Source organism: Chloroflexota bacterium (genome assembly GCA_014360905.1).
Lineage (GTDB): Bacteria > Chloroflexota > Anaerolineae > UBA2200 > UBA2200 > JACIWX01.
The window spans coordinates 1-24925 of the sequence record JACIWW010000005.1 but is presented as its reverse complement, the minus strand read 5'-3'; the positions used below and the strand labels follow the sequence as shown (position 1 = coordinate 24925).

At 52.4% G+C, this 24925-nt stretch carries 24 protein-coding genes and 2 tRNA genes; 16 read left to right on the top strand and 10 right to left on the bottom strand.

The window, feature by feature from the left end; genetic code table 11:
• Window positions 1-166 precede the first annotated feature (166 nt).
• From H5T67_03410 to mnmG, 13 genes are all read left to right on the top strand, one after another.
• Window positions 167-844 (top strand): 50S ribosomal protein L25, encoded by a 678-nt coding sequence (locus H5T67_03410; GenBank protein MBC7244367.1) that lies wholly within the window; start codon window positions 167-169, stop codon window positions 842-844.
• A 74-nt stretch (window positions 845-918) separates the two neighbouring features.
• On the top strand, window positions 919-1959 hold the full coding sequence (locus tag H5T67_03405) for a rod shape-determining protein (GenBank protein MBC7244366.1): 1041 nt from the start codon (window positions 919-921) through the stop codon (window positions 1957-1959).
• 100 nt (window positions 1960-2059) lie between these two features.
• A complete protein-coding gene (mreC, locus tag H5T67_03400; protein MBC7244365.1) occupies window positions 2060-2887 on the top strand; it encodes a rod shape-determining protein MreC in 828 nt (275 codons plus the stop codon).
• A 58-nt stretch (window positions 2888-2945) separates the two neighbouring features.
• Window positions 2946-3443, top strand: coding sequence for a rod shape-determining protein MreD (mreD, locus tag H5T67_03395; protein ID MBC7244364.1), 498 nt, complete (start codon window positions 2946-2948; stop codon window positions 3441-3443).
• A 70-nt stretch (window positions 3444-3513) separates the two neighbouring features.
• Window positions 3514-5451, top strand: a complete 1938-nt coding sequence (mrdA, locus tag H5T67_03390) for a penicillin-binding protein 2 (GenBank protein ID MBC7244363.1) — start codon at window positions 3514-3516, stop codon at window positions 5449-5451.
• Window positions 5452-5454: 3 nt separating this feature from the next.
• Complete coding sequence (gene minC, locus H5T67_03385) at window positions 5455-6162, top strand: septum site-determining protein MinC (GenBank protein ID MBC7244362.1); 708 nt, start codon at window positions 5455-5457, stop codon at window positions 6160-6162.
• 39 nt (window positions 6163-6201) lie between these two features.
• Window positions 6202-6999, top strand: a complete 798-nt coding sequence (gene minD, locus H5T67_03380) for a septum site-determining protein MinD (protein MBC7244361.1) — start codon at window positions 6202-6204, stop codon at window positions 6997-6999.
• A 66-nt stretch (window positions 7000-7065) separates the two neighbouring features.
• Window positions 7066-7371: a cell division topological specificity factor MinE gene (minE, locus tag H5T67_03375; protein ID MBC7244360.1), complete on the top strand. Its 306-nt coding sequence runs from the start codon at window positions 7066-7068 to the stop codon at window positions 7369-7371.
• Window positions 7368-8477: a rod shape-determining protein RodA gene (gene rodA, locus H5T67_03370; protein MBC7244359.1), complete on the top strand. Its 1110-nt coding sequence runs from the start codon at window positions 7368-7370 to the stop codon at window positions 8475-8477. Before minE ends, rodA begins: the two co-directional genes overlap by 4 nt.
• Window positions 8478-8512: 35 nt before the next feature.
• Window positions 8513-9985 (top strand): glutamate--tRNA ligase, encoded by a 1473-nt coding sequence (locus H5T67_03365; GenBank protein MBC7244358.1) that lies wholly within the window; start codon window positions 8513-8515, stop codon window positions 9983-9985.
• A 62-nt stretch (window positions 9986-10047) separates the two neighbouring features.
• Window positions 10048-10118, top strand: a tRNA-Gln gene (locus H5T67_03360).
• Window positions 10119-10225: 107 nt separating this feature from the next.
• A complete protein-coding gene (locus tag H5T67_03355) occupies window positions 10226-10807 on the top strand; it encodes an NUDIX hydrolase (protein MBC7244357.1) in 582 nt (193 codons plus the stop codon).
• 4 nt (window positions 10808-10811) lie between these two features.
• On the top strand, window positions 10812-12749 hold the full coding sequence (gene mnmG / locus H5T67_03350; GenBank protein ID MBC7244356.1) for a tRNA uridine-5-carboxymethylaminomethyl(34) synthesis enzyme MnmG: 1938 nt from the start codon (window positions 10812-10814) through the stop codon (window positions 12747-12749).
• Window positions 12750-12845: 96 nt separating this feature from the next.
• Here the strand turns inward: mnmG and H5T67_03345 are convergent, their stop codons facing one another.
• The 4 genes from H5T67_03345 to H5T67_03330 all read right to left on the bottom strand — a co-directional run bounded on the left by H5T67_03345 (window position 12846) and on the right by H5T67_03330 (window position 17413).
• Window positions 12846-14045 carry a hypothetical protein gene (locus H5T67_03345; GenBank protein MBC7244355.1) on the bottom strand — a complete coding sequence of 400 codons (1200 nt, stop codon included), beginning with the start codon at window positions 14043-14045 and terminating at the stop codon, window positions 12846-12848.
• A 155-nt stretch (window positions 14046-14200) separates the two neighbouring features.
• Window positions 14201-15178 carry a hypothetical protein gene (locus tag H5T67_03340; GenBank protein ID MBC7244354.1) on the bottom strand — a complete coding sequence of 326 codons (978 nt, stop codon included), beginning with the start codon at window positions 15176-15178 and terminating at the stop codon, window positions 14201-14203.
• A gap of 58 nt (window positions 15179-15236) precedes the next feature.
• On the bottom strand, window positions 15237-16829 hold the full coding sequence (locus H5T67_03335; protein MBC7244353.1) for a hypothetical protein: 1593 nt from the start codon (window positions 16827-16829) through the stop codon (window positions 15237-15239).
• A complete protein-coding gene (locus H5T67_03330; GenBank protein MBC7244352.1) occupies window positions 16826-17413 on the bottom strand; it encodes a sigma-70 family RNA polymerase sigma factor in 588 nt (195 codons plus the stop codon). The genes H5T67_03335 and H5T67_03330 overlap by 4 nt, the downstream gene beginning before the upstream one ends.
• Before the next feature lie 189 nt (window positions 17414-17602).
• On the opposite strand from H5T67_03330, the gene H5T67_03325 reads away from it, so the two are divergent.
• Window positions 17603-17815 carry a dodecin domain-containing protein gene (locus H5T67_03325; GenBank protein MBC7244351.1) on the top strand — a complete coding sequence of 71 codons (213 nt, stop codon included), beginning with the start codon at window positions 17603-17605 and terminating at the stop codon, window positions 17813-17815.
• 251 nt (window positions 17816-18066) lie between these two features.
• Complete coding sequence (locus tag H5T67_03320) at window positions 18067-18978, top strand: hypothetical protein (protein MBC7244350.1); 912 nt, start codon at window positions 18067-18069, stop codon at window positions 18976-18978.
• Here H5T67_03320 and H5T67_03315 read toward each other — a convergent pair.
• Window positions 18975-19850 (bottom strand): phosphatase PAP2 family protein, encoded by an 876-nt coding sequence (locus H5T67_03315; GenBank protein MBC7244349.1) that lies wholly within the window; start codon window positions 19848-19850, stop codon window positions 18975-18977. The two genes, H5T67_03320 and H5T67_03315, sit on opposite strands and share 4 nt — an antisense overlap.
• Before the next feature lie 39 nt (window positions 19851-19889).
• The gene (locus H5T67_03310) at window positions 19890-20975 is read right to left on the bottom strand and encodes a M20/M25/M40 family metallo-hydrolase (GenBank protein MBC7244348.1); all 1086 of its coding nucleotides are present in this window, start codon (window positions 20973-20975) and stop codon (window positions 19890-19892) included.
• Between the two features lie 105 nt (window positions 20976-21080).
• On the opposite strand from H5T67_03310, the gene H5T67_03305 reads away from it, so the two are divergent.
• Window positions 21081-21167, top strand: a tRNA-Ser gene (locus H5T67_03305).
• Between the two features lie 39 nt (window positions 21168-21206).
• On the opposite strand, the gene H5T67_03300 is transcribed toward H5T67_03305, so the two are convergent.
• The 4 genes from H5T67_03300 to H5T67_03285 all read right to left on the bottom strand — a co-directional run bounded on the left by H5T67_03300 (window position 21207) and on the right by H5T67_03285 (window position 24684).
• Window positions 21207-22499 (bottom strand): DUF512 domain-containing protein, encoded by a 1293-nt coding sequence (locus H5T67_03300; protein MBC7244347.1) that lies wholly within the window; start codon window positions 22497-22499, stop codon window positions 21207-21209.
• A 5-nt stretch (window positions 22500-22504) separates the two neighbouring features.
• Complete coding sequence (locus H5T67_03295) at window positions 22505-23182, bottom strand: 1-acyl-sn-glycerol-3-phosphate acyltransferase (GenBank protein ID MBC7244346.1); 678 nt, start codon at window positions 23180-23182, stop codon at window positions 22505-22507.
• A gap of 13 nt (window positions 23183-23195) precedes the next feature.
• Entirely contained in the window at window positions 23196-23867 is a 672-nt protein-coding gene (locus tag H5T67_03290) for a (d)CMP kinase (protein MBC7244345.1), read from the bottom strand.
• A gap of 91 nt (window positions 23868-23958) precedes the next feature.
• Window positions 23959-24684 carry an rRNA pseudouridine synthase gene (locus H5T67_03285; GenBank protein ID MBC7244344.1) on the bottom strand — a complete coding sequence of 242 codons (726 nt, stop codon included), beginning with the start codon at window positions 24682-24684 and terminating at the stop codon, window positions 23959-23961.
• Window positions 24685-24925: the final 241 nt, after the last annotated feature.

Here is a 24925-nt window from a genome sequence, read left to right as displayed (position 1 = left end):
TGTTCATTCAAATCCTTACAAGTCAGTTTTTTATCCTACCATAGCTTTTACCCTCTGACAAATGGCAGTGCCTCGGTTTGTTTGACATTGTATGGGCTCTGATGTATGATTAGATGTTGTTTGAGTTCTCATCATATCGTCGTGTAAAGGAGAATAGGTCGAGTTCATGGAAGAAATTGTGTTACAAGCAGAATTACGCACTGTCACTGGCAAGACAGTCAAACAATTGCGGCGAGCAGGATATGTGCCGGCCGTGGTGTACGGTCACCGCACGCAACCAGTCAGCCTGCAAGTGCCAGAACGCGCATTACGCCAGGTGCTGAGGGAAGCGGGCACCAACCGCTTGATCACTCTCAACGTAGCAGGACTGGAAGAGCCGAAGCGCGTCCTTGTACGTGAATTACAGCGCGATGTCATTAGCCGTGCTATGCTGCATGTAGACTTTTACGAGGTAGTGATGACCGAGAGAATCACTGCCGATCTGCCCATCGTCCTAGTTGGAGAATCGCCGTTAGTGAAAAGCGGCCAAGGGCTTCTATTCCAGGGTTTGGATACCATTGAGATTGAGTGTCTGCCTGGTGATTTGCCTCCACACATAGAGGTTAACCTGGCGGATTTGACCGCTATTGACCAGGCTATCCTGGTCCGAGATCTCAAACTAAGCGAGGCTATCGAGGTATTGACCGACCCAGATGAAGTGGTGGTCAAGATTCTGCCGCCAGAGGAAGAGGAAATAGAGGAAGTGGCAGCCGCAGCAGAGATGCCCGAGGTAGAGGTAGTGGGCAAGAAGGAAAAGGCCAAACCAGAAGCAGGCGAAGAGACCTCTTCCAAAGAGAAAGAATGATCGTGGAGTTTCCCTATCGGGGAGTGAAAACAGGGTAACAGAGGAGAGATTCCGTGTTTAGCCCACTCAATGCCATTCTAGGGCTTTTCTCTCGTGACATGAGCATAGACCTGGGGACTGCGACTGTTCTGGTCCTCGTCCGTGGCCAAGGCATCGTCATCAACGAGCCCTCTGTTGTTGCGATTGAAAAGAAAACTAAGCGAGTGCTGGCCATTGGAGCCGAAGCCAAAGAAATGATCGGACGCACTCCGTCCAGCATCGTTGCCATACGCCCTCTCCGCGACGGAGTGATTGCCGACTTTGATGTCACAGAGAAAATGCTACATTACTTCATCAACAAGGCCCATCAGCATACCCGCATGCCTTTTCCCCGCCCACGTGTCGTAGTGGGCATCCCTAGCGGTGTCACCGAAGTGGAGAAACGCGCCGTACACGACGCCTGCCTTAGTGCAGGTGCGCGCGAGGCTTACCTAATCGAAGAGCCCATGGCTGCTGCGTTGGGAGCCGGTTTGCCCGTTACTGAATCCGTGGGCAGCATGATCATTGACGTCGGTGGCGGCACGACAGAGGTAGCTGTTATTTCCCTGGGCGACATTGTGGTCAGCCGCTCCATTCGCATTGCTGGCGATGAAATGGATGAAGAAATCATCCAGTACGCGCGTCAAAAGTACAATTTACTGATTGGGGATCGCATGGCCGAGCGCGTCAAAATTGCTATTGGTTCAGCTTGTCCACTGCCTGAGGAAAAGACCATGACCATCTATGGGCGCAACCTGATTACGGGATTACCCCAGGCAATTGAGGTGAGCAGTGTGGAGATACGCGAGGCATTGAGCGGCTCTGTCAGCACCATTGTCGCGACCGTCAAAGAGACGATAGATGACACACCTCCTGAGCTCGTGGCAGATCTGATAGAACAAGGCATTGCGATGGCAGGAGGCGCCTCCCAACTCCAGGGCCTGGCTGAGCGCCTGACCCAAGAGACGAAGATGCGCGTGTACGTCGCAGATGATCCGGTGACCTGTGTTGTGCGTGGAGCGGGAGAAGTGTTGGAGCATCTCGATTCTTTGCACAAAGTGTTGGCTTCAACGCAGCGTGTTCGAGCAACGCGCTAGGGAGCAGTCTTTGCCTGCCTTAGGATGCAGCAAGGCATTTGCTTCACATAGGCATTAGCCTCTTTCGCGCGCCAGATGCATCGCCCCGGAGGATAGGAATTTGAGTGTATTGCGGGATCGCTCAAAAGCTCTGGCATTGCTCTTGATCGCGGTATTGTTGGGTGGTATGGTTCTGCATCCAACTGGTCACCTTCAGCCAGTAGAGAACGTCGTCTTCACTTTACTGGCACCACTCCAATACAGTTTCCACTGGATCAGCGTCAGGATAGCCAATGGAGTGCAGACCTTGCGCAATCTGAACACGCTCCAGACCCGCATCCAGGAACTGCAGGATACTGTGGACCGCTTGATGATCGAAAATGTGCGCCTGCGCGAGGCAGAGATTGAGCGGACGATTCTACGCGAGCAATTGCAGTTCAAGCTGGCTAATCCAACCTATGAATTGTTAGCTGCCGAAGTCATTGGACGTGACCCCAGCAACCTACTGCACTATATTATCATTGACCGTGGCGCCAATGATGGGATAGCCGTAGGGATGCCTGTGGTTACGGCACGTGGACTGGTCGGCAGAGTGACATTGGTATATCCGCATTCGGCGCGAGTCATGTTGCTGACTGATCCAGCAAGTTCCGTCAATGCCCTCATCCAGAGTTCACGGGCCACTGGTGTGGTGCAAGGGCAAGGAACGCGGGGACTAGTTATGCGCTACATCGAACAAAGCGAGCAAGTACAAGTGGGAGATATCGTCCTCACTTCCGGCTTGGGAGGCAATTTCCCCAAACGCTTGGTGATTGGCCAGGTCACAGCCGTTAAGCGGAACGATGTGGAGATGTTTCAGGAAGTACAGGTTCAATCTGCGGTCCAATTTGACCGCTTGGAAATAGTCTTGGTCATTCAGAGTTTCGTGCCAATTGATTATGCTCCTTAACCTGAGAAATATCGCTTGCTCGTGAGCATTGCGCTTTTGGAACGAATCGCGCATCGGTGTGGAAAGGAGTACCATTAACCCATATCTTGCCGGTGCATTACTGCTCATTGTAGCCCTATTGCAGACGAGTGTCATGCCCAAATTTTTGGTACTTGGTGTGGTCCCCGATTTGATGCTACTCGTTGTAGTATCGTGGACCCTCCTTCGTGATGTCCGCGAAGGAATCGGTTGGGCACTTGCTGGTGGCCTCATGCTCGATTTGCTCTCCAGCGGCTCTTTTGGAGCAATCACTATCTCCCTTTGCCTCTCAAGTCTAGCAACTGGTCTGGGCAGCCCCAGTGTCTTCCAAGGCTCATCTTGGTTACCCGCTGCTGCCAGCATTCTCGCTACCAGCATATACAACCTGGCTTATGTGATCATCCTGCGATTCTCCGGGCGTGCAGTGCCCTGGGTGACGAGCTTGCTGCAAGTGACCATGCCGTGTATGATATTGAATGCCGTGATCATATACCCTATCTATTGGATCATGCAGTGGTTACATCGCCGTGTAATGTAAATCGGTAATGAGCTCTGCTCGCTTGTAGTAATCCAAGGCGAGCAAAAAGCGCAGTTAGAGTTCTGATGGGATGAACAGCGATAACGGTAAATGGAGAATTATACTATTTCGCGCCGTAATCCTGGCCGCTTTTGCGGTACTGGTCGGCCGACTGTGGCATCTGCAGATATTGCATAGCGAAAGTTACCAACTACAAGCCGATGCCAATCGCTTCCGTCTGGTATCTGTTGATGCACCGCGAGGTGTGATCTATGACCGTTATGGCCGTCTTTTGGCACGAAATATCCCGAGTTATACTATCTCCATTGTCCCTGCTGCCTTGCCCAAAGAGAAAGAGGCAAGACAGGCTATCCTGACTCGTCTATCCCAGTTGCTGGAGATCCCGGTCAGCAGCAAAACAGCCTCCTTGGGTGGAGCAGGCACTTTGCTAGGGATTGAGGAAATCCTGGAGCGAGATACCATTTCGCCTTATCTTCCCGTAGCAATCAAGAAAGGTGTGGACAAGCAAGTTGCCTTTCTCATTGAGGAAGAGCACCTATATCTGCCAGGGGTCATTGTGGAAGTTGTTCCCCGACGAGAATACCCTACTGGAAGTCTTACTTCACACCTAGTGGGCTATTTGGGATACATTCCCGCAGAGCATGCACAGTACTACCTCGATCAAACTGAGGAAGGCTATGCGATCAACGATCAAGTCGGCTTGATGGGCGTGGAAGCGACATATGAAAAGGCTTTGCACGGACGCAAAGGACAGAAGCATATCGAAGTAGACGCATTTGGACGAGAAGTAAACGTGCTGGCCATAGATCCTCCTCAACCTGGGCATAGCATCATACTGACCCTGGACTTGGATCTGCAGCGAGCGGCAGAAACTGCGCTCAGAGAGGGCATGCGCCGTGTTGGGTCAACTGCTGGCGTCGTCGTCGCTATGAATCCGCAGACAGGTGAAATCCTGGCCATGGTGTCGCTGCCAAGTTATGACAACAACCTTTTCGCTAGGGGTATAACTACACAGGACTATGAGCAACTGAGCGCTGACCCAGAGCGTCCACTGCTCAATCACGCCATTAGTGGTCAGTATCCCCCAGGTTCGACGTTCAAAATCATTCCGGCAGCTGCAGGTCTAGAAGAGGGAGTCATTGACTACAAGACTAGGCTCACTTGTGCCGGCAAATTGCTGTTACCCAACAAGTACTTCCCAGATGACCCAGTCAAGGCTCAGGTATTCAAATGCTGGAACATATGGGGACATGGTGCTTTGAACGTGACGGAGGCCATCGCTCAGTCTTGTGACATCTATTTTTACCAAGTCGGCGGTGGATTCAAAGATTTCAATGGATTGGGCATCGAAAGGCTGGGCGAATACGCCAGAGCTTTCGGCTTTGGTGAGCTGACGGGAATTGCCCTTCCCGGTGAGGCTGCAGGGCTAATCCCAGATGACTACTGGAAACGAGTAACCTATGGTGAACCATGGGTGACAGGTGATACCTATAACGCTGTAATTGGTCAGGGTTATGTCTTGGTCACTCCATTGCAATTGCTGAATGCTACGGCTGCGATAGCCAATGGTGGTAAACTGTATCGCCCCCAGGTAGTATATCGGATTATTGATAGCGAGGGACGTATCGTACAGGACTATGCGCCCGAGGTCATTCGCCAAGTGCCCGTCTCTGCACAGAACCTCGAGATCGTGCGGGAGGGTATGCGTGCCGCGGTGACACGTGGCACGGCACACCGAGTGAATCTGGCAGAGGTTGCTGTTGCTGGCAAAACGGGGACAGCCGAGTACCCGGGTCCTCGCGATGCCGAGGGTTATCTGCCCACTCATGCTTGGTTTACTGCCTTCGCTCCTTATGAAGAGCCAGAAATTGCCTTGGTGGTTTTCGTTTCTGGAGGGCATGAAGGAGCCAAGGTGGCCGTACCTATTGCAGCACAGATTTTACGCGCTTACTATAGTCTGCCACTGCTACCCAGCGAGGAACTGGTGGCAGCACCACCAGGAGATTAGCCTATGACTCCCGCAACCATTATACCACCCCGCTCCAGTGGGGAATCCAAGATCTGGATCAAGGGAACGCGCAAAGGGTTATCCATCGCTCTCGGTGAAGGAGATTGGAGCGAACTGCTGCGCGAACTAGACTTGCGACTGGATCAGGCCGACGCTTTTTTCCGCGGCAGCCAGGTAAATCTGAGTATCGGCAAGCGCGATCTGGCTCAGATAGAACTGAAAGAATTGATGGACTTGTTACTGAAGCATGACATCAAGCTGGTATCCCTGCGGACTGGCTCCGAATCCGCTGCTGAAGCAGCCCAAGCTTTAGGCGTGAGACTAGCCCTGCCAGAGGTTGTCCAGGATCAAACAGGGCTACGTACATCAGCGGAAGAGCCGAGTGAGGGGCTCTTGTTGCGGCGGACTTTGCGCTCAGGACAATCGCTCAGGCATCCCGGCCATGTAGTGGTTATTGGCGATGTGAACCCAGGCGCAGAAATCATTGCCGGCGGGGATGTAGTGGTATGGGGGAGGCTGCGCGGGATGGTTCATGCAGGCGCTTTGGGCGACAATACCGCCATCGTATGCGCATTAGAGCTTATGCCTACCCAACTACGTATTGGCAACTGCATTGCTACATCACCTGAGAAGAAAAGCAAAGGTCTCCAACCAGAAGTTGCCTTCGTGCTCGATGGCCGCATTGTGGCCGAACCATGGAGTGGCAAATAACCAAGAAGCAAGTTGAGCAGAACAAAAGGATAGGATGACATGGCAGGTAGAGCAATCACTATTACCTCGGGTAAGGGTGGGGTAGGCAAGACAACTGTTACGGCTAATTTGGCCGTTGCTCTGGCGTTGTTGGGTCAGCGTGTAGCGGCGATTGACACGGACATTGGACTACGTAACCTAGACATCATCATGGGCATGGAGAGCCGCATTATCTACGACATAGTGGACGTGGTCGAAGGACAATGTCACTTGCTCCAGGCATTGATCCGGGACAAGCGCCTGCCCAATTTGCATCTACTTCCCGCTGCCCAGACCAGTGACAAGACCGCTATCACTCGTGAGGACATGATAGCCATCTGCCAAGAGTTGAAAGCCGATAATGATTTCATTCTTATTGATTCTCCAGCGGGCATCGAGCTTGGCTTTCAAAACGCTCTAGCTGGTGCAGACGAGGTAATCATCGTGACTACACCAGAGGTTTCTGCTGTGCGTAGCGCCGATCGCATTATCGGGCTTATTGAGATGAACGGCAAGGGACCAGGCCGATTGATCATCAACCGCATCAAACCTGCTATGGTCAAGCGCGGCGATATGCTCGATACCTATGATGTGATCGAGTTCCTAGCTATTGAACTGCTCGGAGTCATCCCGGAAGACGAAGCGGTTATCGTTGCGGCCAATAAAGGCATACCGCTTGCTTTCGAACAGAGCACACTCGCTAGTCAGGCCTTCCATAACATCGCCCGCCGTGTACTGGGCGAAACGGTGCCTTTCATGCCCATTCTTGAAGAGCGTGGCGGCCTGTTGAATCGCTTACGAAGTCTATTTCGTTTCTAGCGGACTGAGTTTTACCAGACGACGAGCCGAAAGTCAGTTAGGATTCACTTGGCAGAGAGGAGAACGATGAACATCTTCTCGAGATTATTTGGTAGATCAAAAACCAGCAAAGCAATCGCAAAAGAACGGCTCCGCCTGGTGCTGATTCACGATCGGTCGGGCATTCCACCCGAGCTGTTGAATGTGATCAAGAACGAGATCATTACCGTGATTTCGAAGCACGTGAGGGTAGACCGCGAGGGCATTCAGATCAGGCTTTCGCACGCACAGGGGCTTACCAAATTGGAGGCCGATATCCCCATTGTCAGTTACCGTCAGTCTCCAACCAGGAGTACTAAACAGAGCACAAGGAAAACGGAAGCATCAAGATGACCAAGCGCCTCTGGAAGAATTTCGACCTTCTTCTCTTATTCATCACGATCGGCATTGTGGCTATTGGCATAACACTAATCTACAGCGCTACTATCTCTACTGAAGCCGATGACCCATTGATGGAACGGAGCTTCTTCCGCCAGATAGTGTCTGCAAGCAGTGGAGTGCTCCTTCTGTTGCTTGCGGCTGCTATTAATTACCAATTCCTGGGTTCTATTCACTGGCTCCTTTATATCGCAACGATCGGCATCCTGGGTCTGGTGTTGGCCGTAGGGCGGGTGGGCTTCGGAGCACAGAGCTGGCTGACATGGCGCAGAGCGGTACAGCCATCAGAATTGGTTAAAGTGCTCCTCATTGTATTTTTAGCCAAATACCTGGCAGATAAGGAAGAACGTATGCAGGAGCCGCAGTGGATTCTCCTTTCAGCAGTCTTCATGATTCCACCGGTGCTCCTAATCTATCGTCAACCCGATTTTGGCACGGCTATCGTATTGATGGCCATCTGGATAGGTATGGTATTCACAGCGGGAGCGCGCCTTCTCTATCTAGGTTTGTTAGGACTTGGAACTGCAACGATAGCGCCAGTGGTCTGGTTTTCCCTTAAGGATTACATGAAACAGCGCATCCTGGTGTTCCTCAACCCAGCCAGTGATGTGTCTGGCATAAGTTACAATGCAAGACAAGCATTGATCAGCATTGGCTCTGGGGGTTGGTTTGGCAAAGGTTTCCTGCATGGAACACAGAGCCAACTGTATTTCCTACGCGTCCGACATACCGATTATGTGTTTTCCGTTCTGTGTGAGGAATTTGGATTCATTGGTGCCCTAGTGCTATTATTGCTATTCCTGATTATGCTGTGGCGCATCCTGCGCGCAGCCAGCCTGGCTCAAGACGCTTTTGGGCGGCTGATTGCTTGCGGAGTAGCCACGATGATCTTCTTCCAGTGCTTTGTGAATATCGCCGTAAATGTAGGGCTGCTGCCAGTAACGGGATTGACATTGCCCCTAGTCAGTTATGGGGGCAGTTCCTTGTGGGCTACGCTCTTGGGAATTGGACTTGTGGAAAGTGTAGTCATGCGCCATAAGAAATTAGAGTTTGGATACTAAAGCCTATTCAGGCCCAAACAACCAAGGAGGAAGAAGTGTCTCATATACGTGTGCGCTATGCACCGAGCCCAACGGGATACCTCCATGCAGGCGGTGCGCGCACCTGCTTATTCAACTGGCTGTTTGCACGTCGGTATCATGGTCGGTTTATCTTGCGCATCGAGGATACAGACCGAACGAGGTATCAAGAGAGGTCACTGGCTGACCTGCTCGATGGCTTGCGCTGGCTAGGCCTGGACTGGGATGAAGGACCCGAAGTAGGCGGACCATACGGCCCTTACTTCCAATCACAGCGGCTGCCGCTCTATCAGGAATACGCGCAAAAACTTCTCGAAACTGGGCATGCCTACAAATGCTATTGTAGCCAAGAACGGCTCAAACAGTTGCGCGCAGAATCAGGGCGACGCAATCAAGCCACTGGCTATGACCGTCACTGTCGGGAGCTGACCGCTAGAGAAAGAGAAGAGAAAGAAGCCGAGGGCATCGTTCCGGTAATTCGGCTCAAAGTGCCTCTCGAGGGAGAGACTTCTTTTCATGATTTGATTCGTGGCACGATCTCGATGAAAAATAGTCAGATGGATGACTTTATCCTGCTCAAATCGGATGGTTACCCTACATACCATCTGGCCAATGTCGTGGATGACCATCTGATGGAGATTTCGCACATCATGCGGGCTGATGAGTGGATTCCCTCTACTCCTCGCCACGTGCTCATGTACAAAGCCTTTGGTTGGACTCCCCCGCTCTATGCCCATCTTCCGGTTATTCTCTCACCTACAGGCAAAGGCAAGATGAGCAAACGCAAGACAATTGGCTCAGATGGCCGCGAGTACAACGTGTTGATCCGCGAGTTCCGAGCTGCGGGCTATCTACCAGAGGCAATGTTCAACTTCCTGGCTCTAACTGGCTGGTCCTATGACGACAAAACGGAAATCTTGACCCGCGAGCAGATCATTCAGCACTTTGACTTGGATCACGTGAGCAAGTCACCGGCTAAATTCAGTTACGACAAGCTGGATTGGATGAATGGTGTCTACATCCGCCAACTGGATGTGGATGACCTGGCCAGGCGGCTCAAACCGTTTCTAGACAAAGCCAAATTCAATGCGGATTTGAACACCATAAGACGTATTGTCCCGCTCATCCAAGAACGCATGGTGAGACTAACTGATGCGGTAGCGTTGGTTGACTTTTTCTTCACGGATGAATTGCGCTACGAACCGCAACTGCTGATTCAGAAGGGAATGGATGTTGAGCAAACTCGCCAGGTACTGGCCGAATCTGCACAGGTCTTGAGTGCTTTGCCCGTTTTTGATGAAGTAGCCATTGAAGCAGCGCTACGAGCCAAAGCAGAAGAAATGGGATTAAAAGCAAGGCAGTTCTTTGGCACACTGCGTATCGCTACCACAGGCAAAGAGGTCGCTCCACCGCTCTTTGGTACGCTTGCTATTCTGGGACGGGACAAGGTGCTGAAGCGCATCGCCCGCGCTCGCGAGCTACTCATGTGAGTTACCTGAAGGGGTGTGCTGATTTGCCAATCACAGCGATTTATGCTAAAATAACGTTGCGCTGGGGGATCGTCTAGTGGTAGGACAGCTGACTCTGGATCAGTAAGCCGAGGTTCGAATCCTCGTCCCCCAGCTTTTTGCTGAATCCGGCTGGCTACAAGTCGCACAGCCGGGTTTTTATTCCTTATCCTTTGCCTTCATATGCTATAATCATCTTGGTTATTGTAGATGGAGGTCACTTTGAGCGCTGCTGACAGAAAATTGGAAATTGCACAATTGAGTGTACTATATGGCTCACCTGCACGCCGACGTTTTGTACTCAATGTCAGCGAGGCAACAGTTCAATGGTGGACCTCAGTGAAACCACGTCGGCAAGATGGTGAAGTTGTCTTGTTCATTCGCCGCCGCAACGGGAACATGATCCTGCACATTAAGGATTTCTACCCTGCCGGAGCGCTCCGTGTGCCTTCGGGAGGAATTCAGGCGGGCGAATCCCTGTCATCAGCAGTATACCGCGAGGCGCTGGAAGAGACGGGATTAGAAACAAATATTGAGCGGTTCCTAGCAGTGATCGAATTTGAATTCCACTGCCAGGGACTCGTAATTCCCTTCTCGTCGTACCTCTTTTTATTGCACGAGACCGGGGGACAACTGCAAGTAATGGATAAGGATGAGCGTATAGCTGCTTTTGTCGAAGCGCCTTTTTCCGACCTTTTATCTATCGCTGAACGATTGGAGAACGTACCGCCAGACTGGCATGACTGGGGCCAGTTCAGGGCTTTGCCACATCGCGTAGCCGCAGAGTTGTTACAAGACTTGTGATACTATGCCAGAGAAAGAATATGATGTGATTGTTGTGGGCGCAGGACATGCTGGCTGTGAAGCGGCCCTAGCAGCAGCACGTGTAGGCGCCCACACGCTTCTATTGACTATGAACCTGGACCTCATCGCGCAGATGCCCTGCAATCCCAGCATCGGTGGCCCAGCCAAGGGTCACCTGGTGCGTGAGATTGACGCCTTGGGCGGCGAAATGGGCCGCAATACCGACCGCACCTTCATCCAGATCCGCATGCTCAACCTGTCAAAAGGGCCAGCGGTTCGCGCACTGCGCGCCCAAGCAGACAAGCGCTTGTACTCCCTGACTATGAAGCATGCGCTGGAACGCACGAAAAACCTTGACGTGGCACAGGCTTTGACCGATCGGTTACTAGTACGGGATGATCACGTGAGCGGTGTGGTTACCAGTACAGGGCAGGTATACCGGGGACGAACCGTTGTGCTCACGACGGGCACATTTCTCAACGGCCGTATTCTGACTGGTGAGCATTCTTATCCAGCTGGCCGTGCGGGTGAATTCCCCGCCGTGGGCCTTTCCGCTTGCCTGAGGGAACTTGGCTTTACCTTGGGACGTCTGCAAACCAATACGCCACCCCGCGTGGATGCGCGTACGATCGATTTCAGCAAGACCTTCCCGCAATACGGCAGCGAAATGCCGCTCTATTTCAGTTTCGAATCAACGGCTGAAACTGACCCGCTCATCCTTCGCTATCCTGATTTGTGGCTCAATCCGGTTTATCCTATCCCACAGCAAACACCATGGCGTTTGCAGCTCCCTTGTTATTTGGTATACACCAACGAGGAGACGCATCGCATTATCCGCGAGAATCTGCATCGCTCTCCTATTGCGGCAGGATTCATCGCAGGTACAGGCCCTCGCTACTGCCCTTCTATCGAGGAGAAAATTGTGCGCTTTCCAGACAAAGCAGCGCATCAACTCTTCCTCGAGCCAGAGGGGTTCGCAACGGGAGAGGTGTATGTACAGGGCTGCTTCACCAGCCTGCCAGAGGAGGTGCAGTTGGCTCTGTTGCGCACGATTCCGGCATTAGCGAATGTGCGCATCATGCGTGCTGGCTATGCCATAGAATACGACTTTGTACCTCCCGCGCAAATTTCGGCCACTTTGGAAACAAAACTCGTTGGTGGATTATTTCACGCCGGCCAGATCAATGGTACCTCTGGCTATGAAGAGGCGGCAGCACAGGGCCTGTTAGCCGGCATCAACGCTGCCAGGAAAGTAGCAGGGAAACCACCCATCATTCTGCGCCGAGACCAAGCCTACATCGGTGTGCTGATTGATGATATCGTGACCAAGGAAGTCACCGAGCCATATCGCATCCTGACCTCGCGGGCAGAGTACCGTCTTCTGTTGCGCCACGACAATGCCGATCTGAGGCTCAGCCCTCTGGGACACGAAGTAGGCCTGATCAGTAGAGAGAGGTATCAAAAAGTGGAGCAAAAGCGTAGGCAGATAGCAGAAGAACTGCACCGCCTAGCCAATACATGGCTGCCGCCATCAAAGCAGGTGAATGAAGTGATGCAGGGCTTTGGTTTCGAGCCGCTGATCAGGGATGTTAATCTGCTGCAATTGCTGTGCCGTCCTGAAGTGAACTATGATTTAATCGCCGCCCTTTCAGCAAGCCCTGTGCCTCTTTCGCCAGAGGTCATCGAACAAGCAGTGATCGAGGCCAAGTACCGAGGATACATCGAAAAGCAACAGCTCGAAGTGGAGCACATGCGTCGCCTGGAGGATTGGCTTATCCCGCCAGAACTGGATTATGGACAGATCACAGGGTTGCGTAAAGAAGCTCAAGAAAAGCTTTTGCACTTCCGACCGCTCACCGTTGGGCAGGCAACGAGAATTCAGGGGGTCACCCCAGCCGACATCTCGATACTACTTATCCATCTGCGACGTTCAATGGGATAGAAACGAAAACTGGCAGGTTTCACTCTGCCGCGGGTAAAGCAGCTCCATCTGAAAGCAGCGCATCGCACTACTCCGTGGATGGGCGAAGAGATAACACTAGAAAGCAAGTCTTTTCAGCACGATCGGCAGGATCAGGGTGATAGAAAGGCGTTGATACCATACATCCCAATTGCCTGCTTCAATGTGCCTTGACCATGCTCCATGCAGCTGACCCCCTGCACCCACTGCTAGTTGCAGATCCGTTACGCCTTGTGTGTCGCTGAAAACCATGATTGGTTGCAACCATGCATGGTCGGCCTTCCGCTTGTGTCGGTAGAAAAGCACTGTGCTTTCGTCCCAACCTGCGTATAAGACTCCACCAAGGGCTACGGCCACGCTAGGCAAATAGGCATCCACTTCATCCTCTGAAACCCTCTGAGGTACAGACCAAAAGCCCACACTGCCCCAAGTATGGTAAATAGCGTAGTGGCCGTTTACCCTTTCTTGCCATAGGACGTGAGCTGCATTGTCTCCATCTATTGCCATGTTGGGGATAATAGATTGCTCTGTAGCGCTATCGGACAAGTTTTCGGGCAAGGACCAGTTCACACCATTCCACTGGCTGTAGTATATTTCATAAGGAGCACTAGGTGTATCCCGATCTTGCCATACCACATGCACGATCCCATCCATACCTACAGCAACGGCTGGCGCGCCACCCAAGGCATTGGGAATCGGTTCATTGATCCAGTATATGCCGCTCCAATAAGCGTGGTAAATCACATTATAACCGGGAGTATTGTCTGCCCACACGACGTGAAGCATCCCGTCAGGAGCGACTGCGATACTTGGTGCAGATGAAACCCCACTGGTATTCGAGACGTTGCGCGGCAGACTCCACGTGCTTCCGATCCAGCGACAATAATAGATTTCATAGTTGCCACCGAATTCATTGACTAAGACAAGGTGGACCACGCCGGTAGCATCTGTCGCTATATCGGGCTGCTCACCTGTTGCTACGCTGCAAATTGGCGACCAAGTGCCCGCACGGCAAAACCGATGGTAAACTCGGCCGCGTTCTTCCCAGACGATATGCACTGTATTGCCCGATACCGCCAACGTCGGTGCAAGAGAATCCGCGGACGAAGCGGAGACATTGAAAGGCTCTCCATCCAAAAAAGCTGGCCTCGCGCTATTGGCAACGAAATCCCCAGGTAGGAGAACTCCTTTGGAGATAAAGGAAAAGCCAGCATAACTATTGAGACAAAGGAAGATAACGAGCAGCCAAGCTCGAGCATTGTTGATTTTACTGCTCAAAGTACTCTCCTGAATGCAGCCAATATCCTAAGCAGGTACGTACCAAATACCCAGTTGGTTTTGGGAAACAGGGAACAGGCGATGAACCTTTTGATGCTTATCCTCTGTGAAGGCAAACGGCGAGTTATGCTTTGCTTCGATAAGCATGGCCGCTTTTACTTTGGTCGCGAAAGCCGAATGCGTTGCGCTAACAAGGTGCCATCGAGACGTCGAAGTGCCCGCACCTGTGCCCACATGCCTACTTCCGCTGGGGCTCGGCTGTCATCTATGAAGGTGCGTGCATCAACGTATACCATCGTTCCTGCCACAATCCAGTACTTGGCTTCGATACGCTCCACTACACCTTCTATGTCAACTTGAGGCGTAACGCCCGGGCCCTTGACCGTAATGGATTGGGCCAATACGGAACCATCAGGCTGAAGTATTCCCTTTACTTCAGCGATGAGACCCAATTCGGGGACTCCTTGAATCACGGTAACTACATTGATCGTCACCCTAACTCCATTGACTACCCATATACTGTCCGACAGGCTCTCGATAGCCCCTTCGAATTCAACTTCGGCGTAGGCACCCGGTGCCACAACTTTGATGCTTCTGGCGAACACTGTGTTGCCGAACAAACGGATGCCCTTCACCTCAGCCAGTGCACCAAGCTCAGGTCGACCTTGTATCGCAGTGCTCTCTGCTATAAGAATCATACGGTTGCACACAATCCAGTAACGGGGATCAAGCTCCTGGATGAGGCACCTGAACTCGATATTAGTTCCAGACAAGTCTTCCTGTGGCTGAAAGAAAATGTTTTCGGCATACAACTGTCCTGCGCTATCTTGCCACGCAACGACTACAACGTGCATCCCCACTTTGGCTATTTTTGCTACGGGAGAGGCAGGATCAATATATATCACCTGATCGCCAATCAGCCAGTGCGTAGCCCTAATTTCGCTGATCCAGCCCACTATCTTGACAGATGGACGCCGGATGCTGCTATGATAGACATTGGTTCCTTGTAGCAGGCCAAGCTCGCTTGCGGCACTGACGGGTCGTTGGCGAGCAAAGTTGCTCAGCGGGATAAGCACCAACACAGCAAAAAGCAGAATTAATACCCAATGCTCATAGCGGGTTAATCTGCGCATTTCATTTCTCTTCCTTATCTAGACTAATCGAGGACGAAGTCTATCGCAGGTATCCGCCTTATGTCGTTGTTGGCGTAGGGGTGGTAGGTAGCAATTGCACGATGATTCGGCACCCCAGTACAGCCCCATCTGGCAGAAGCAGCCCTTGCACCTCTGCGATTTGGCCGACTGCGGGTGTGCCTTCGATAACAGTCTGGTCATCGATGCGTACCACGACGCCTTCCACGACCCACTCCGTGGGGCCTATAGCTTGAATGGTGCCCTCGAATTGAACCTCTTCCTTCGGCAATTGGATCACGATCTGCCTAGCAACGAGCGATCCATCCGCCCGGCGCACAGCCTTGACCTCAGCAAGAAGCCCTCTCTGCGGACTGCCTTCGATGTGGGTATCCGCGGTAATAATAAGAGTATAGCCACCTACAATCCACTGAGTTGGACTCCAACTCTCAATCAGACCTTGAAATTCGAATGGTTGTTCGGCTGGTGGTGCTGCCTGCTCAATTGTGATATCAATCGCCAGCAAAGAGTTATCCTCTTGACGAATAGCAGTCACTGCAGCCATGGCCCCCACCGCCGCTTTTGCAGATGATTCGTCAATGCGCGTATCTTCATCCACTTTAACCATCTGGCCGCCTATTGTCCAGGCAGTGGCTGTGAGCGCTTCGATGCGACCCTTGAAGCGGATCTTGACCTCACGCGGAGGGACTGGCGTCGGCGGGATAGCAGTTGCTGTGGCGGTCCATGTTGCAGTGGGTCTTGGCGTGGATGTTCGACTGGAAGTGGGTGTTGGCACCAGTAGAGGGGGTTGAACTGGCGCCTGTGCAGGCGGAGATTCCGTGGGTGTGGATGTCTTCGGAGGCATCTCCGTATGCGTAGATGTTGGCTTGGGTGTAGGAGAAGCAGCAGGTTCTGTCGGCACCATCTCCGGCTCAACGGTAATGCGTATGGCTGACAAGGTGCCGTCGCTGAGAGAGCGCACCTGGACGCGGACAAACGAACCTATGGAAATATCCCCCTCCATAATGGTCTCGGCAGAGGTGCAAATCAAGACTCCCCCCACTGTCCAACGGGCATCCTCTATGTGATCTACGTGGCCACGGAAGGATAGTTCAGCAATGCGCTGGCTACTTGCAACAGCCTTTGCTTCCTCACGCCTGCGCTCATCCAGCCTTTGCACGAGCTGCGCCTTGGCCTGACGATTAAAGGTTATCAGGAGCTGAAATTCTTCGGCCGCGCGTTTCACTGCATACAATGGGTCACCTGGCAGGCTTTTCGCAGAAGCAGCAATGGTGCCTGCACCTAATACCGCGCTGAACAACAGTGCTACTAAGACAATCGTTACCGCGCTTCTGCGTATCAATGACTGCATGCCCAGCCAAAGCGGAAGCTGTCGTGCTCCACCCTTCGCAGCTTCACTCTCCTTCTCCTTCAACCGTGCCACTTCGCTCAATAGCCTTTGTCTGCCCCTCTGCAGTGTCGTTGGAGGAGGAACCTGCTCCTGCTGCAGCGCCTTGAGCTGAAAAGCAAGACGCAATAAAGGCTCGAGCTCTTTTGCCAACGTTGGTTGTTGGGCGACACAAGCTTCAATAGATTCTTCGGTATCAATTTCGTTGAGCCACTCGTCTAGAACGGCCTCAAGCCTGTCTGTCATAGTTCTTCTCCGCCTATGAGACGGCGTAACGCTGCCAATGCCCTGAATTGCAACGACTTAATAGCTCCCTCTGACTTACCCATGAGCTGAGCGATCTCAGCGTTGCTCATGCCTTCAAGAAATTTCAGCGTAATAACCAAACTCTGTTCCTCTGTCAACTGGGTGATCGCTGCGCGCAACCGCTGCTGTGTGAGCGACCGTTCAGCCACGTCAGCCGGATGTTCATGCGAAGCCACAGGCCAGTCATCCAGAGGCACATCATCCCGGCGTCCTGTTCGGAAGTGATCCACCACTAGATTGTGCGCGATGCGATAAAGCCAGCCTGAAAATGACGTCTGCCAAGCCCTGGACGAACGAATAGCCTCCAGCATACGTAAAAAAACTGTAGCCGTTAAATCCTCGGCTAAAGGCGCATTGCCAAGGCGATGGTAGATGTAATTGTAGATACGCAGCGAGTAACGATCATAGATCTCGGCAATCGCCGCCTGGTCGTACTCCCTAGCCCTTTTCAGCAGCGCCGATTCCTCGTTCGACTGAATGTATGGGCTACTCTCTTCTTTACAAGACGTTGACGGGATAGCCAAAGATACGCACGCCTTTCCATAATTTCCCACGGCTCAAACGCTGCTAATAATATACTCCCAACTGCGGGTTTCTGTCAAGCGACTATCACCAAGAGCAAGCAGCCATTTGCCAGGGGGAGAGTAGTGTGCTATGATTCAAATTAAGCGTGAACCGGGTCGGGCCAAGCATATTTCAAAGGGGGTGACAAAATGCCTGTAATTAAGGTGATCGAATTGGTCGGCAACTCACCAGTGAGTTGGGAGGATGCAGCAAAGAACGCTGTCGCTGAGGCCGCCAAGACGGTGCATGGCATCACTGGCGTTGATGTGGTTGGACAGACAGCGGTCGTGGAAAACGGCACCATCACCGAATACCGCGCTAACGTAAAAATTGCCTTTGTAGTAAAGAGAGAAGTAGACTAGTTCCTAAGAAGACTCGCTTTCTCCCAGCAAATAAAACCGAATATGCATTGAGAAAAAGCAAGGCGGTTTGACGGCAAGTTTTGCAAACCAGCAGGACGCTGTATGAGATATCGCAGTGTATTGGCTGCATCGTTTTGGTTACTGTCAGATGCCTAGCCTTGGCTGCAATCCTGCTTTCTCAAAGCGCGGACCACGAGAAGCCAGCCCCACAAGCCATTTAATCATCTAATGAAGCCATATAAGGAGGGAGCATGGAATACGTTAAGATTCTAAAACGGGCAGTCGAGATCACCTGGCGTCACAAAGCTTTATGGCTTTTTGGCTTCTTATTGGCTTTCTTCAGCGGAGGGGGTGGCGGAAACATTGGCCGAGGTATCGAGTATAGAGTGCGCTCTGGAGAGCAATTGCCGCTTGAATTGGCTTTGGGCATGGTGTTCTTCGTTATCATCCTCGTGCTCACGCTGGTTGTCATCGGAATAGTGCTGACGAATATCAGCCGTGGTGCGCTGATCGGCATGGTTCGCGAGATAGAAGGGACAGAACATACCTGTATCAGCGATGGGTGGCGCATCGGCTGGTCGCGGTTCTTGCCCTTGATTGGCATTGATCTGGTTACCGGCATCCCGTTGCTATTTGCTGCAATTGCCCTAATCATCCTAGGGCTATCGCCCTTAGCACTGCTGCTTTTTCAGAGGCGTGTGCTAACCGCCTTGGGTATCCTGCTTACTGTGCTCCTCATGCTATTCGTAATCGGGTTGCTTATCGTGGCCGGGGCGCTCGTTGGATTATGGCTCGATTTTGCCTATCGCCAGTGCGTGCTAGAGAGTAAGGGCGTCCTGGACAGCCTTCGTGCTGCTTATCGCATCGTACGCCAAAACCTGCGGCAAGTTGGCCTTCTATGGCTATTGCTGTTTGGCATTGACCTGCTCGTTGGGATGATCATGGTACCTCTCAGCTTGATTGTTATGGGCATGGCCGTAGCACCAGCGGGATTACTGTATGCTGCCACGGAATCCCTGTCCATGGCGATTCTAATGGGCATTTTGATCACTACACCTGCTGTCCTATTCTTGACTTTTCTGGGAGGAATTTACCAGGTCTTCCGCTCAGCAACGTGGACGATCGCCTACCTGAAGCTTCGGGCAGAAGCACATTCAGCTTAGTTTGCTTCCTTTTCAGCCAAGCGCAGCTTCACAAACAGCCATGGCGCTACCAGGCTAGCCCATATACCGATCAGCGCATACCGCAACAGCCGGAAGAACAACCCACCGGGCAAAACTGCGCTGAGACCCAGGTAGAGTGCCAATAGCACAATGAGCCCAAGCACGAAGCGAATCGCGCGTTTCATCACCGTCCCGGTGCAACTGAATCGCACCCATTCGTGTTCCAGTGTAACTCCTACGCTAAGACCCAGGCATGCTGCCATAGCGGCAACTGCGTCCTTATCCGCATGCAATGCGAGTAGCAATAATGGTACTCCACAACCCAATGCCAACTTGGCTACCATGGGTAATTGCGCAATCCGAGCACCGTATGCGCGGAGGAACTGGTTATAGCCAGCAACAATCGCAAGCGCAATGGCTGTTCCAACCACGACGTCCTGTGGATAGTGCACTCCTAGATAAACGCGCGACAGAGCAACCAGGAATATAACCACAATAGCGGCAACCCAGAACGATGCGCGGCGTGCCTGAGTAGCCAGATAACTCCAAACGGTTGCGGCCGTCTGTGCATGGCCGCTGGGGAAGGCATAGCCCTCTGCAGGAGCAAGCACTTGCACTGCAGGAAAGGATGGCCGCGGCACCGCGAAAATCGCCTTCAGGAAGCTATTGAAATAGGCTGAGCCTAGGTAGACAAAGCTGAGACGCATCGCTAACCTTTTGTCCACGATCCAATACAAAAGTGGAATCATCAGCAAATAGAACTTTTCATCGCCCAGGAAGGTGCTCCCCGTGAATACGGCATCCAATACAGGGCTGCGCAAAGTCTGCAACCACTGGATAACCCCCGTACCCCAAAGCACCAGAGTGTCCATCGCTTCGTTCCCTCCTCTTCTTATTTGATTTATGTAAAATTATGAGGGCCAATTGTTGAGAAATTGCATCACGATCTGTGCACACGTCACCATGTCTGCCACGGCAATGTGTTCTTCCGTGCTGTGTTCTTTGCGCAGACCCGTGCTCAAATTGACCACTTGCATACCCGATGCATTGTAGATGTTCGCATCACTGCCGCCACCTGTAGCGGCCAGGATGGGCTCGACACCCATAGCGCGGCAAGCAGTCATCAACTGTTTGACGATAGCAACTTCCTCGTTAAAAGTATATCCATTGTACGAACGAGTTACTTCTATATCCACTGTAGTCCCATAGCGCTTTGCTGCTGCTTGGAGAGCTTCTACCATCCTGGCTACTTGTGCTTCTAGCTTCGATAACTGGCGGCTGCGCGCCTCACCCATCAACTCCACGCGATCTGGCACGATGTTTCGCGCTATGCCACCCTTGATAATCCCGATGTTGGCAGTAGTCTCGTCATCAATGCGCCCTAATGGCATGTTCACCACAGCCTGGGCTGCGACGAGGATAGCGTTGATTCCCTCTTCTGGACGAGTGCCAGCATGGGCTGCCTTGCCGTGCACCACAGCCGCAATGAGGTCATGCGAGGGTGCAGCGACTACAATGGTGCCTGGAGTACCACCGGCGTCAAAGGAGATGCCCATTTTTGCCTGCAAACGGGATTTGTCGAGATGCTTGGCTCCGACAAGACCGGTCTCCTCCTGCACAGTGATCACCACTTCCAAAGAGGGGTGGGGCAATTTATTCTCCACGATCACCTGCAATAATTCTAGGATGATCGCTACACCTGCTTTGTCATCTGCTCCCAATATAGTCGTGCCATCGCTATAGACCACCCCATCTTTGACTACGGGCTTAATGCTACGTCCAGGCATCACTGTATCCATATGGGCAGCTAGTAAGAGCGGAGTCCCCTGCCCTAGCAGTTTAGCCACTACATTACATATCGCATCCAGCTCCACATTGAGCCCTAACTGACGCAAGCGTTTCGCTAGCTCTTGCGCCATCGCACTCTCTTCACCGGATGGACTGTCAATACGCACTAGACTCAGAAATGTATCCAATAGTCGTTTTTCGTTAATCATCAACGCCTCCTTGCTTTGCATTGTTGCTACAACCCATAGCCAGACAACCCCTGTGATTTTGCCTTCTGACTGATTAGCGCTATAATGATTATTGTCACCAGTCATGGAGAGGTCGCATAGTTCGGTCTAGTGCGCGCGACTCGAAATCGCGTGGGCAGTAATGCCCCGTGGGTTCAAATCCCACCCTCTCCGCTAGAACAATAAGCGCCTTTCATATCGCGAGGCGCTTTTTCATTGTAGGGATAGCAGATCGCTCAGCCTGTCTGCTATAGCCACGCGTACCCCAAGTGCCTTCTCCATGTCTGTCTGCTGGTAATCATCCAATGTGACCTGGCCACTGGCATCGAACATGCTCGCTGGTAAAACCAGCAAATCTCCAACGGTCCTATCACGAAAAGCATTGATCACATCCTTCGCCACTAACAAGCCCGACACGGTAACGGTGGGGCCGAAGAATTGATTAGGCACAGCAACTACATCAATAGCCACGCCTGTTAAACTGGATAATTCCTTGGCCATGTTCCGCAAAACAGGGGCAATTAGCGTGCCACAGACAAACGTGGCTCTACCATGAGGCCATCGAATTTGCCCCTTCCGCTTGGTATGCAGCCAGTCATCAAGCAATTGCCGTGTGAGTCCTATGCCATTAGCCAGTTGTGGAAAACCATCATAGCGTCCAGCAGAAGGGAGGGGCAACCCTGCCATAAGATACAATTCATCCGCCAAGTAAACCAATCCTACTCCCAACTGTCTTCGGTAGTCTCGCTGCAACGGCCTGATACATGTTATGATATCCTTTGCTTCCTGTGCAGTTAGAGGACGCAGGCCGCCAGAATGATAACGGGTAATACCCACCGGAACTATGCCCACCGAGCAGACTGTGGGGTAGAGGTTGGCTAGGTCTTGCACCGTCTGTTCGAGCACTGCTCCATCGTTGAGTCCAGGCACTACTACAATCTGCGTGTGTACCTCGATGCCTATTGAACCAAGCCGTTGAATCTGGCCCAGGATGTCCGGTAAATGCGGCACACCCAGAATCCGTGCCCTGAGCTGGGGATCCGTGGCATGCACCGAAACGTACAACGGACTCAACCTTTGCTCAGCCAGGCGAGCCCAATCCTGCTCTTCCAGGTTAGCTAAGGTGATGAAATTGCCAAATAGGAAAGAATATCGGTAGTCATCATCCTTGATATACAGACTTTTGCGCAGACCCCGGGGCATTTGGTTGATGAAGCAGAAATCGCAATGGTTCTGACAACGGCGAATGCCATCGAATGTGGGAGTGGTGAACTCCAGGCCTAGGTCCTCACCATATTCTCGTTCGATGGTGAGCGTCATGCGCACGCCATTGCGTACTAGAACGATTTCCAGGCTTTCCTCCGCGCTGTAAAAGCGGTAATCAATTATATCGCGCAGGATGTGGCCATTGAGGGAGAAAAGCCAGTCTCCTGGACGTAGACCCGCTGCTTCCGCTGAGCTACCAGGTAACACCTTGGCTATTTGGCCGCCCCAAGAGTGCCTCACAAGAGCTACCCTTGCTCGCTTTGGTAGGGAACGATGAATTGCTGCGTAGCCTGCTCTAGGTTGTGATAGATACCGCGATAAGAAGGCGGCAATAACGCAGCAAGACGGTACATCGCTTCGTTGGTCATGGCATGCAGTTGCTCACGACGCTGTGTGCCTTCTACAGTCCTGAACCGGAATGGCTCACCAAATACGATGCGCAGAGGAGTTCGGCGCAGTCGCCTCAAATAGTGCCCCAGCCGTTCCTGGCCGCTTAGCGCTACCGGCACAATGGGTGCATTGGTACGCAAGGCAAGCCAGGCCATGCCATCGCGTCCCTCTTGCAAAGTATGCGTTCGGCTACGGGTTCCCTCTGGCGCCATCAGCAAGCCATGCCCCTGCTCCAAAACTTGTAACGATGTGCGGATTGCGCTCATATCCAGCTCGCCACGTCGCACAGGAAAGGTGCCATACAAGCGCATGATGGGCGCAAAAAGTGGATTGCGATAGTTTTCTATCTTGGACATGATGACGATGAAGCGGGGAGATAGGGCGCTGACCAGAACCGGATCAAGAAAGTAAATGTGGTTCATCATCGCGATGAACGGTCCCTGCTTTGGGACATTGCCAATACCTGTGAACTCTATTTTGAAAATCAGTTTGAAGAGGAGGCACAGGACGAAATTGGCGATCCGACGAAACACTTTATCCTCCTAATTACGAATCCCTTTCTTTCACTAGTTTCCGCACCAATTCCATCACCTGGGCGATGCTTAGGTTGGTCGTATCAATAACCACTGCGTCTGCAGCAGGGCGCAGCGGAGCTGTGTCGCGCTCACTGTCTATCTTATCGCGTCTGCGCATGTCACGTAGAATCTTCGCATAAGAAGACTTCTGACCGCGCCGCAAGTTCTCCAGGTGCCGCCGTCTAGCTCGCTCCTCCAATGTAGCGTCCAGGTAGATTTTGAGCGGAGCATCGGGCAATACAACGGTGCCAATGTCACGCCCCACCATGACCACCTTTCCACGCTGACCAATGCGGCGTTGCTGGACAGTTAGCGCTGCACGCACACCAGGATATGCAGACACTGGCGAGACGTTCTGGTCTACCTCGGTACGGCGCAGGTCCCATGTTACGTCCCGCCCATCCACGTATACCGTGTACTGCCTCCCATCCGCGACAGTTGGCTGAGTGACTTCAATATGAATCTGTTCTACCAGCTCGGTAACCTCCTTCTCATCGGCGGTATCGATGCCCCGTTGCAAGGCCACCCAGGTCACCGCGCGATACATCACGCCTGTGTCGAAATACAAATAACCCAATTCTTTGGCCAACAGTTCTCCGATCGTGCTTTTCCCTGCTGCTGCCGGGCCGTCTATGGCGATCATGTCAGGATATGGCAATTGAACCTCTCTATGTTGATAACACGATGATGAATCAAACAGTGCGCCTATTCTCAACGAATCATGGGAAGCTGCATCACTTTTTCGTTAAACCGACTGCTTTTCTGAGCATGGTGCATTCTTCTTCCGTCAGTGCACGATACTGGCCTTGAGGCAGAGACCCCAATTGCAGAGGCCCTATGCGCACTCGGACCAGCCTGCGCACGGGATGCCCTACTGCTTCGCACATGCGGCGCAATTGTCGTTTCCGCCCTTCATGGATGACAAAGCGCAACCAAGTTCCCTCAGAATCATGACCCAGTACCGTCACATCCGCTGGCCAGGTTAGGCCATCTTCCAATGGGATGCCCTCTCGCAGACGCTGTAGGGTGTGCGGTCCGGGCTCTCCATCTACCAACACGTGATATTCTTTCTCATGCTCATAACTTGGGTGGGTGAGCCGTTGTGTCAGGTCTCCATCATCGGTCAGGAGCACCAGGCCTTCGCTTTCCATGTCCAACCGACCCACGGGGTAAAGGCGTCTCCCGGGCGGTATCAAATCCACGATGGTGGGGCGCCCTTGAGGGTCGCGGACTGTGCAGACATAGCCAACAGGCTTGTTGAGCATGAGATATATATGCTGCTGCGGCAAGGTGATCAGCCTGCCATCCACTTCAATGCGATCGTGTTCAGGGTCCACTTTGCTTCCAGGCGTGGAGACCGTCTCTCCATTGACCCTTACCCTCCCTGCAGCAATCAACTCTTCACATTTACGTCGCGAAGTTACTCCCGCTCGCGCCAGAAACTTGTGCAGACGTTCCACCTTTCAGCCTCGCCTGCCTCGTATGATAATCAATGGCCCCACGTCTATGTATTCAAAATCTTCTTATTGCCACTTATTTTACAGTGGCTGCTAGAGATGGTCAATAGCACAACACATGCGCTTGCGCCAACAGATCGTTACCAGGTGGTACAGGCGATTTTGACAAAAGGGGGTGCTCCTGTGGTAAAAGAATTGTGGAAACAACTGCACCAGGAGGAGCACCGCCTATGGCCGATCTGGC

Bases quoted from the DNA above. Each gene is read 5' to 3' on its own strand.
- H5T67_03315 (MBC7244349.1), bottom strand. From the start codon at position 19,850: ATGGACACTCTGGTGCTTTGGGGTACGGGGGTTATCCAGTGGTTGCAG.
- minC (MBC7244362.1), top strand. From the start codon at position 5,455: ATGACTCCCGCAACCATTATACCACCCCGCTCCAGTGGGGAATCCAAG.
- H5T67_03310 (MBC7244348.1), bottom strand. From the start codon at position 20,975: ATGATTAACGAAAAACGACTATTGGATACATTTCTGAGTCTAGTGCGT.
- H5T67_03340 (MBC7244354.1), bottom strand. From the start codon at position 15,178: ATGCGCAGATTAACCCGCTATGAGCATTGGGTATTAATTCTGCTTTTT.
- H5T67_03335 (MBC7244353.1), bottom strand. From the start codon at position 16,829: ATGACAGACAGGCTTGAGGCCGTTCTAGACGAGTGGCTCAACGAAATT.
- H5T67_03290 (MBC7244345.1), bottom strand. From the start codon at position 23,867: ATGATCGCCATAGACGGCCCGGCAGCAGCAGGGAAAAGCACGATCGGA.
- minE (MBC7244360.1), top strand. From the start codon at position 7,066: ATGAACATCTTCTCGAGATTATTTGGTAGATCAAAAACCAGCAAAGCA.
- H5T67_03320 (MBC7244350.1), top strand. From the start codon at position 18,067: ATGGAATACGTTAAGATTCTAAAACGGGCAGTCGAGATCACCTGGCGT.
- rodA (MBC7244359.1), top strand. From the start codon at position 7,368: ATGACCAAGCGCCTCTGGAAGAATTTCGACCTTCTTCTCTTATTCATC.
- minD (MBC7244361.1), top strand. From the start codon at position 6,202: ATGGCAGGTAGAGCAATCACTATTACCTCGGGTAAGGGTGGGGTAGGC.
- mnmG (MBC7244356.1), top strand. From the start codon at position 10,812: ATGCCAGAGAAAGAATATGATGTGATTGTTGTGGGCGCAGGACATGCT.
- H5T67_03410 (MBC7244367.1), top strand. From the start codon at position 167: ATGGAAGAAATTGTGTTACAAGCAGAATTACGCACTGTCACTGGCAAG.
- H5T67_03325 (MBC7244351.1), top strand. From the start codon at position 17,603: ATGCCTGTAATTAAGGTGATCGAATTGGTCGGCAACTCACCAGTGAGT.
- mrdA (MBC7244363.1), top strand. From the start codon at position 3,514: ATGAACAGCGATAACGGTAAATGGAGAATTATACTATTTCGCGCCGTA.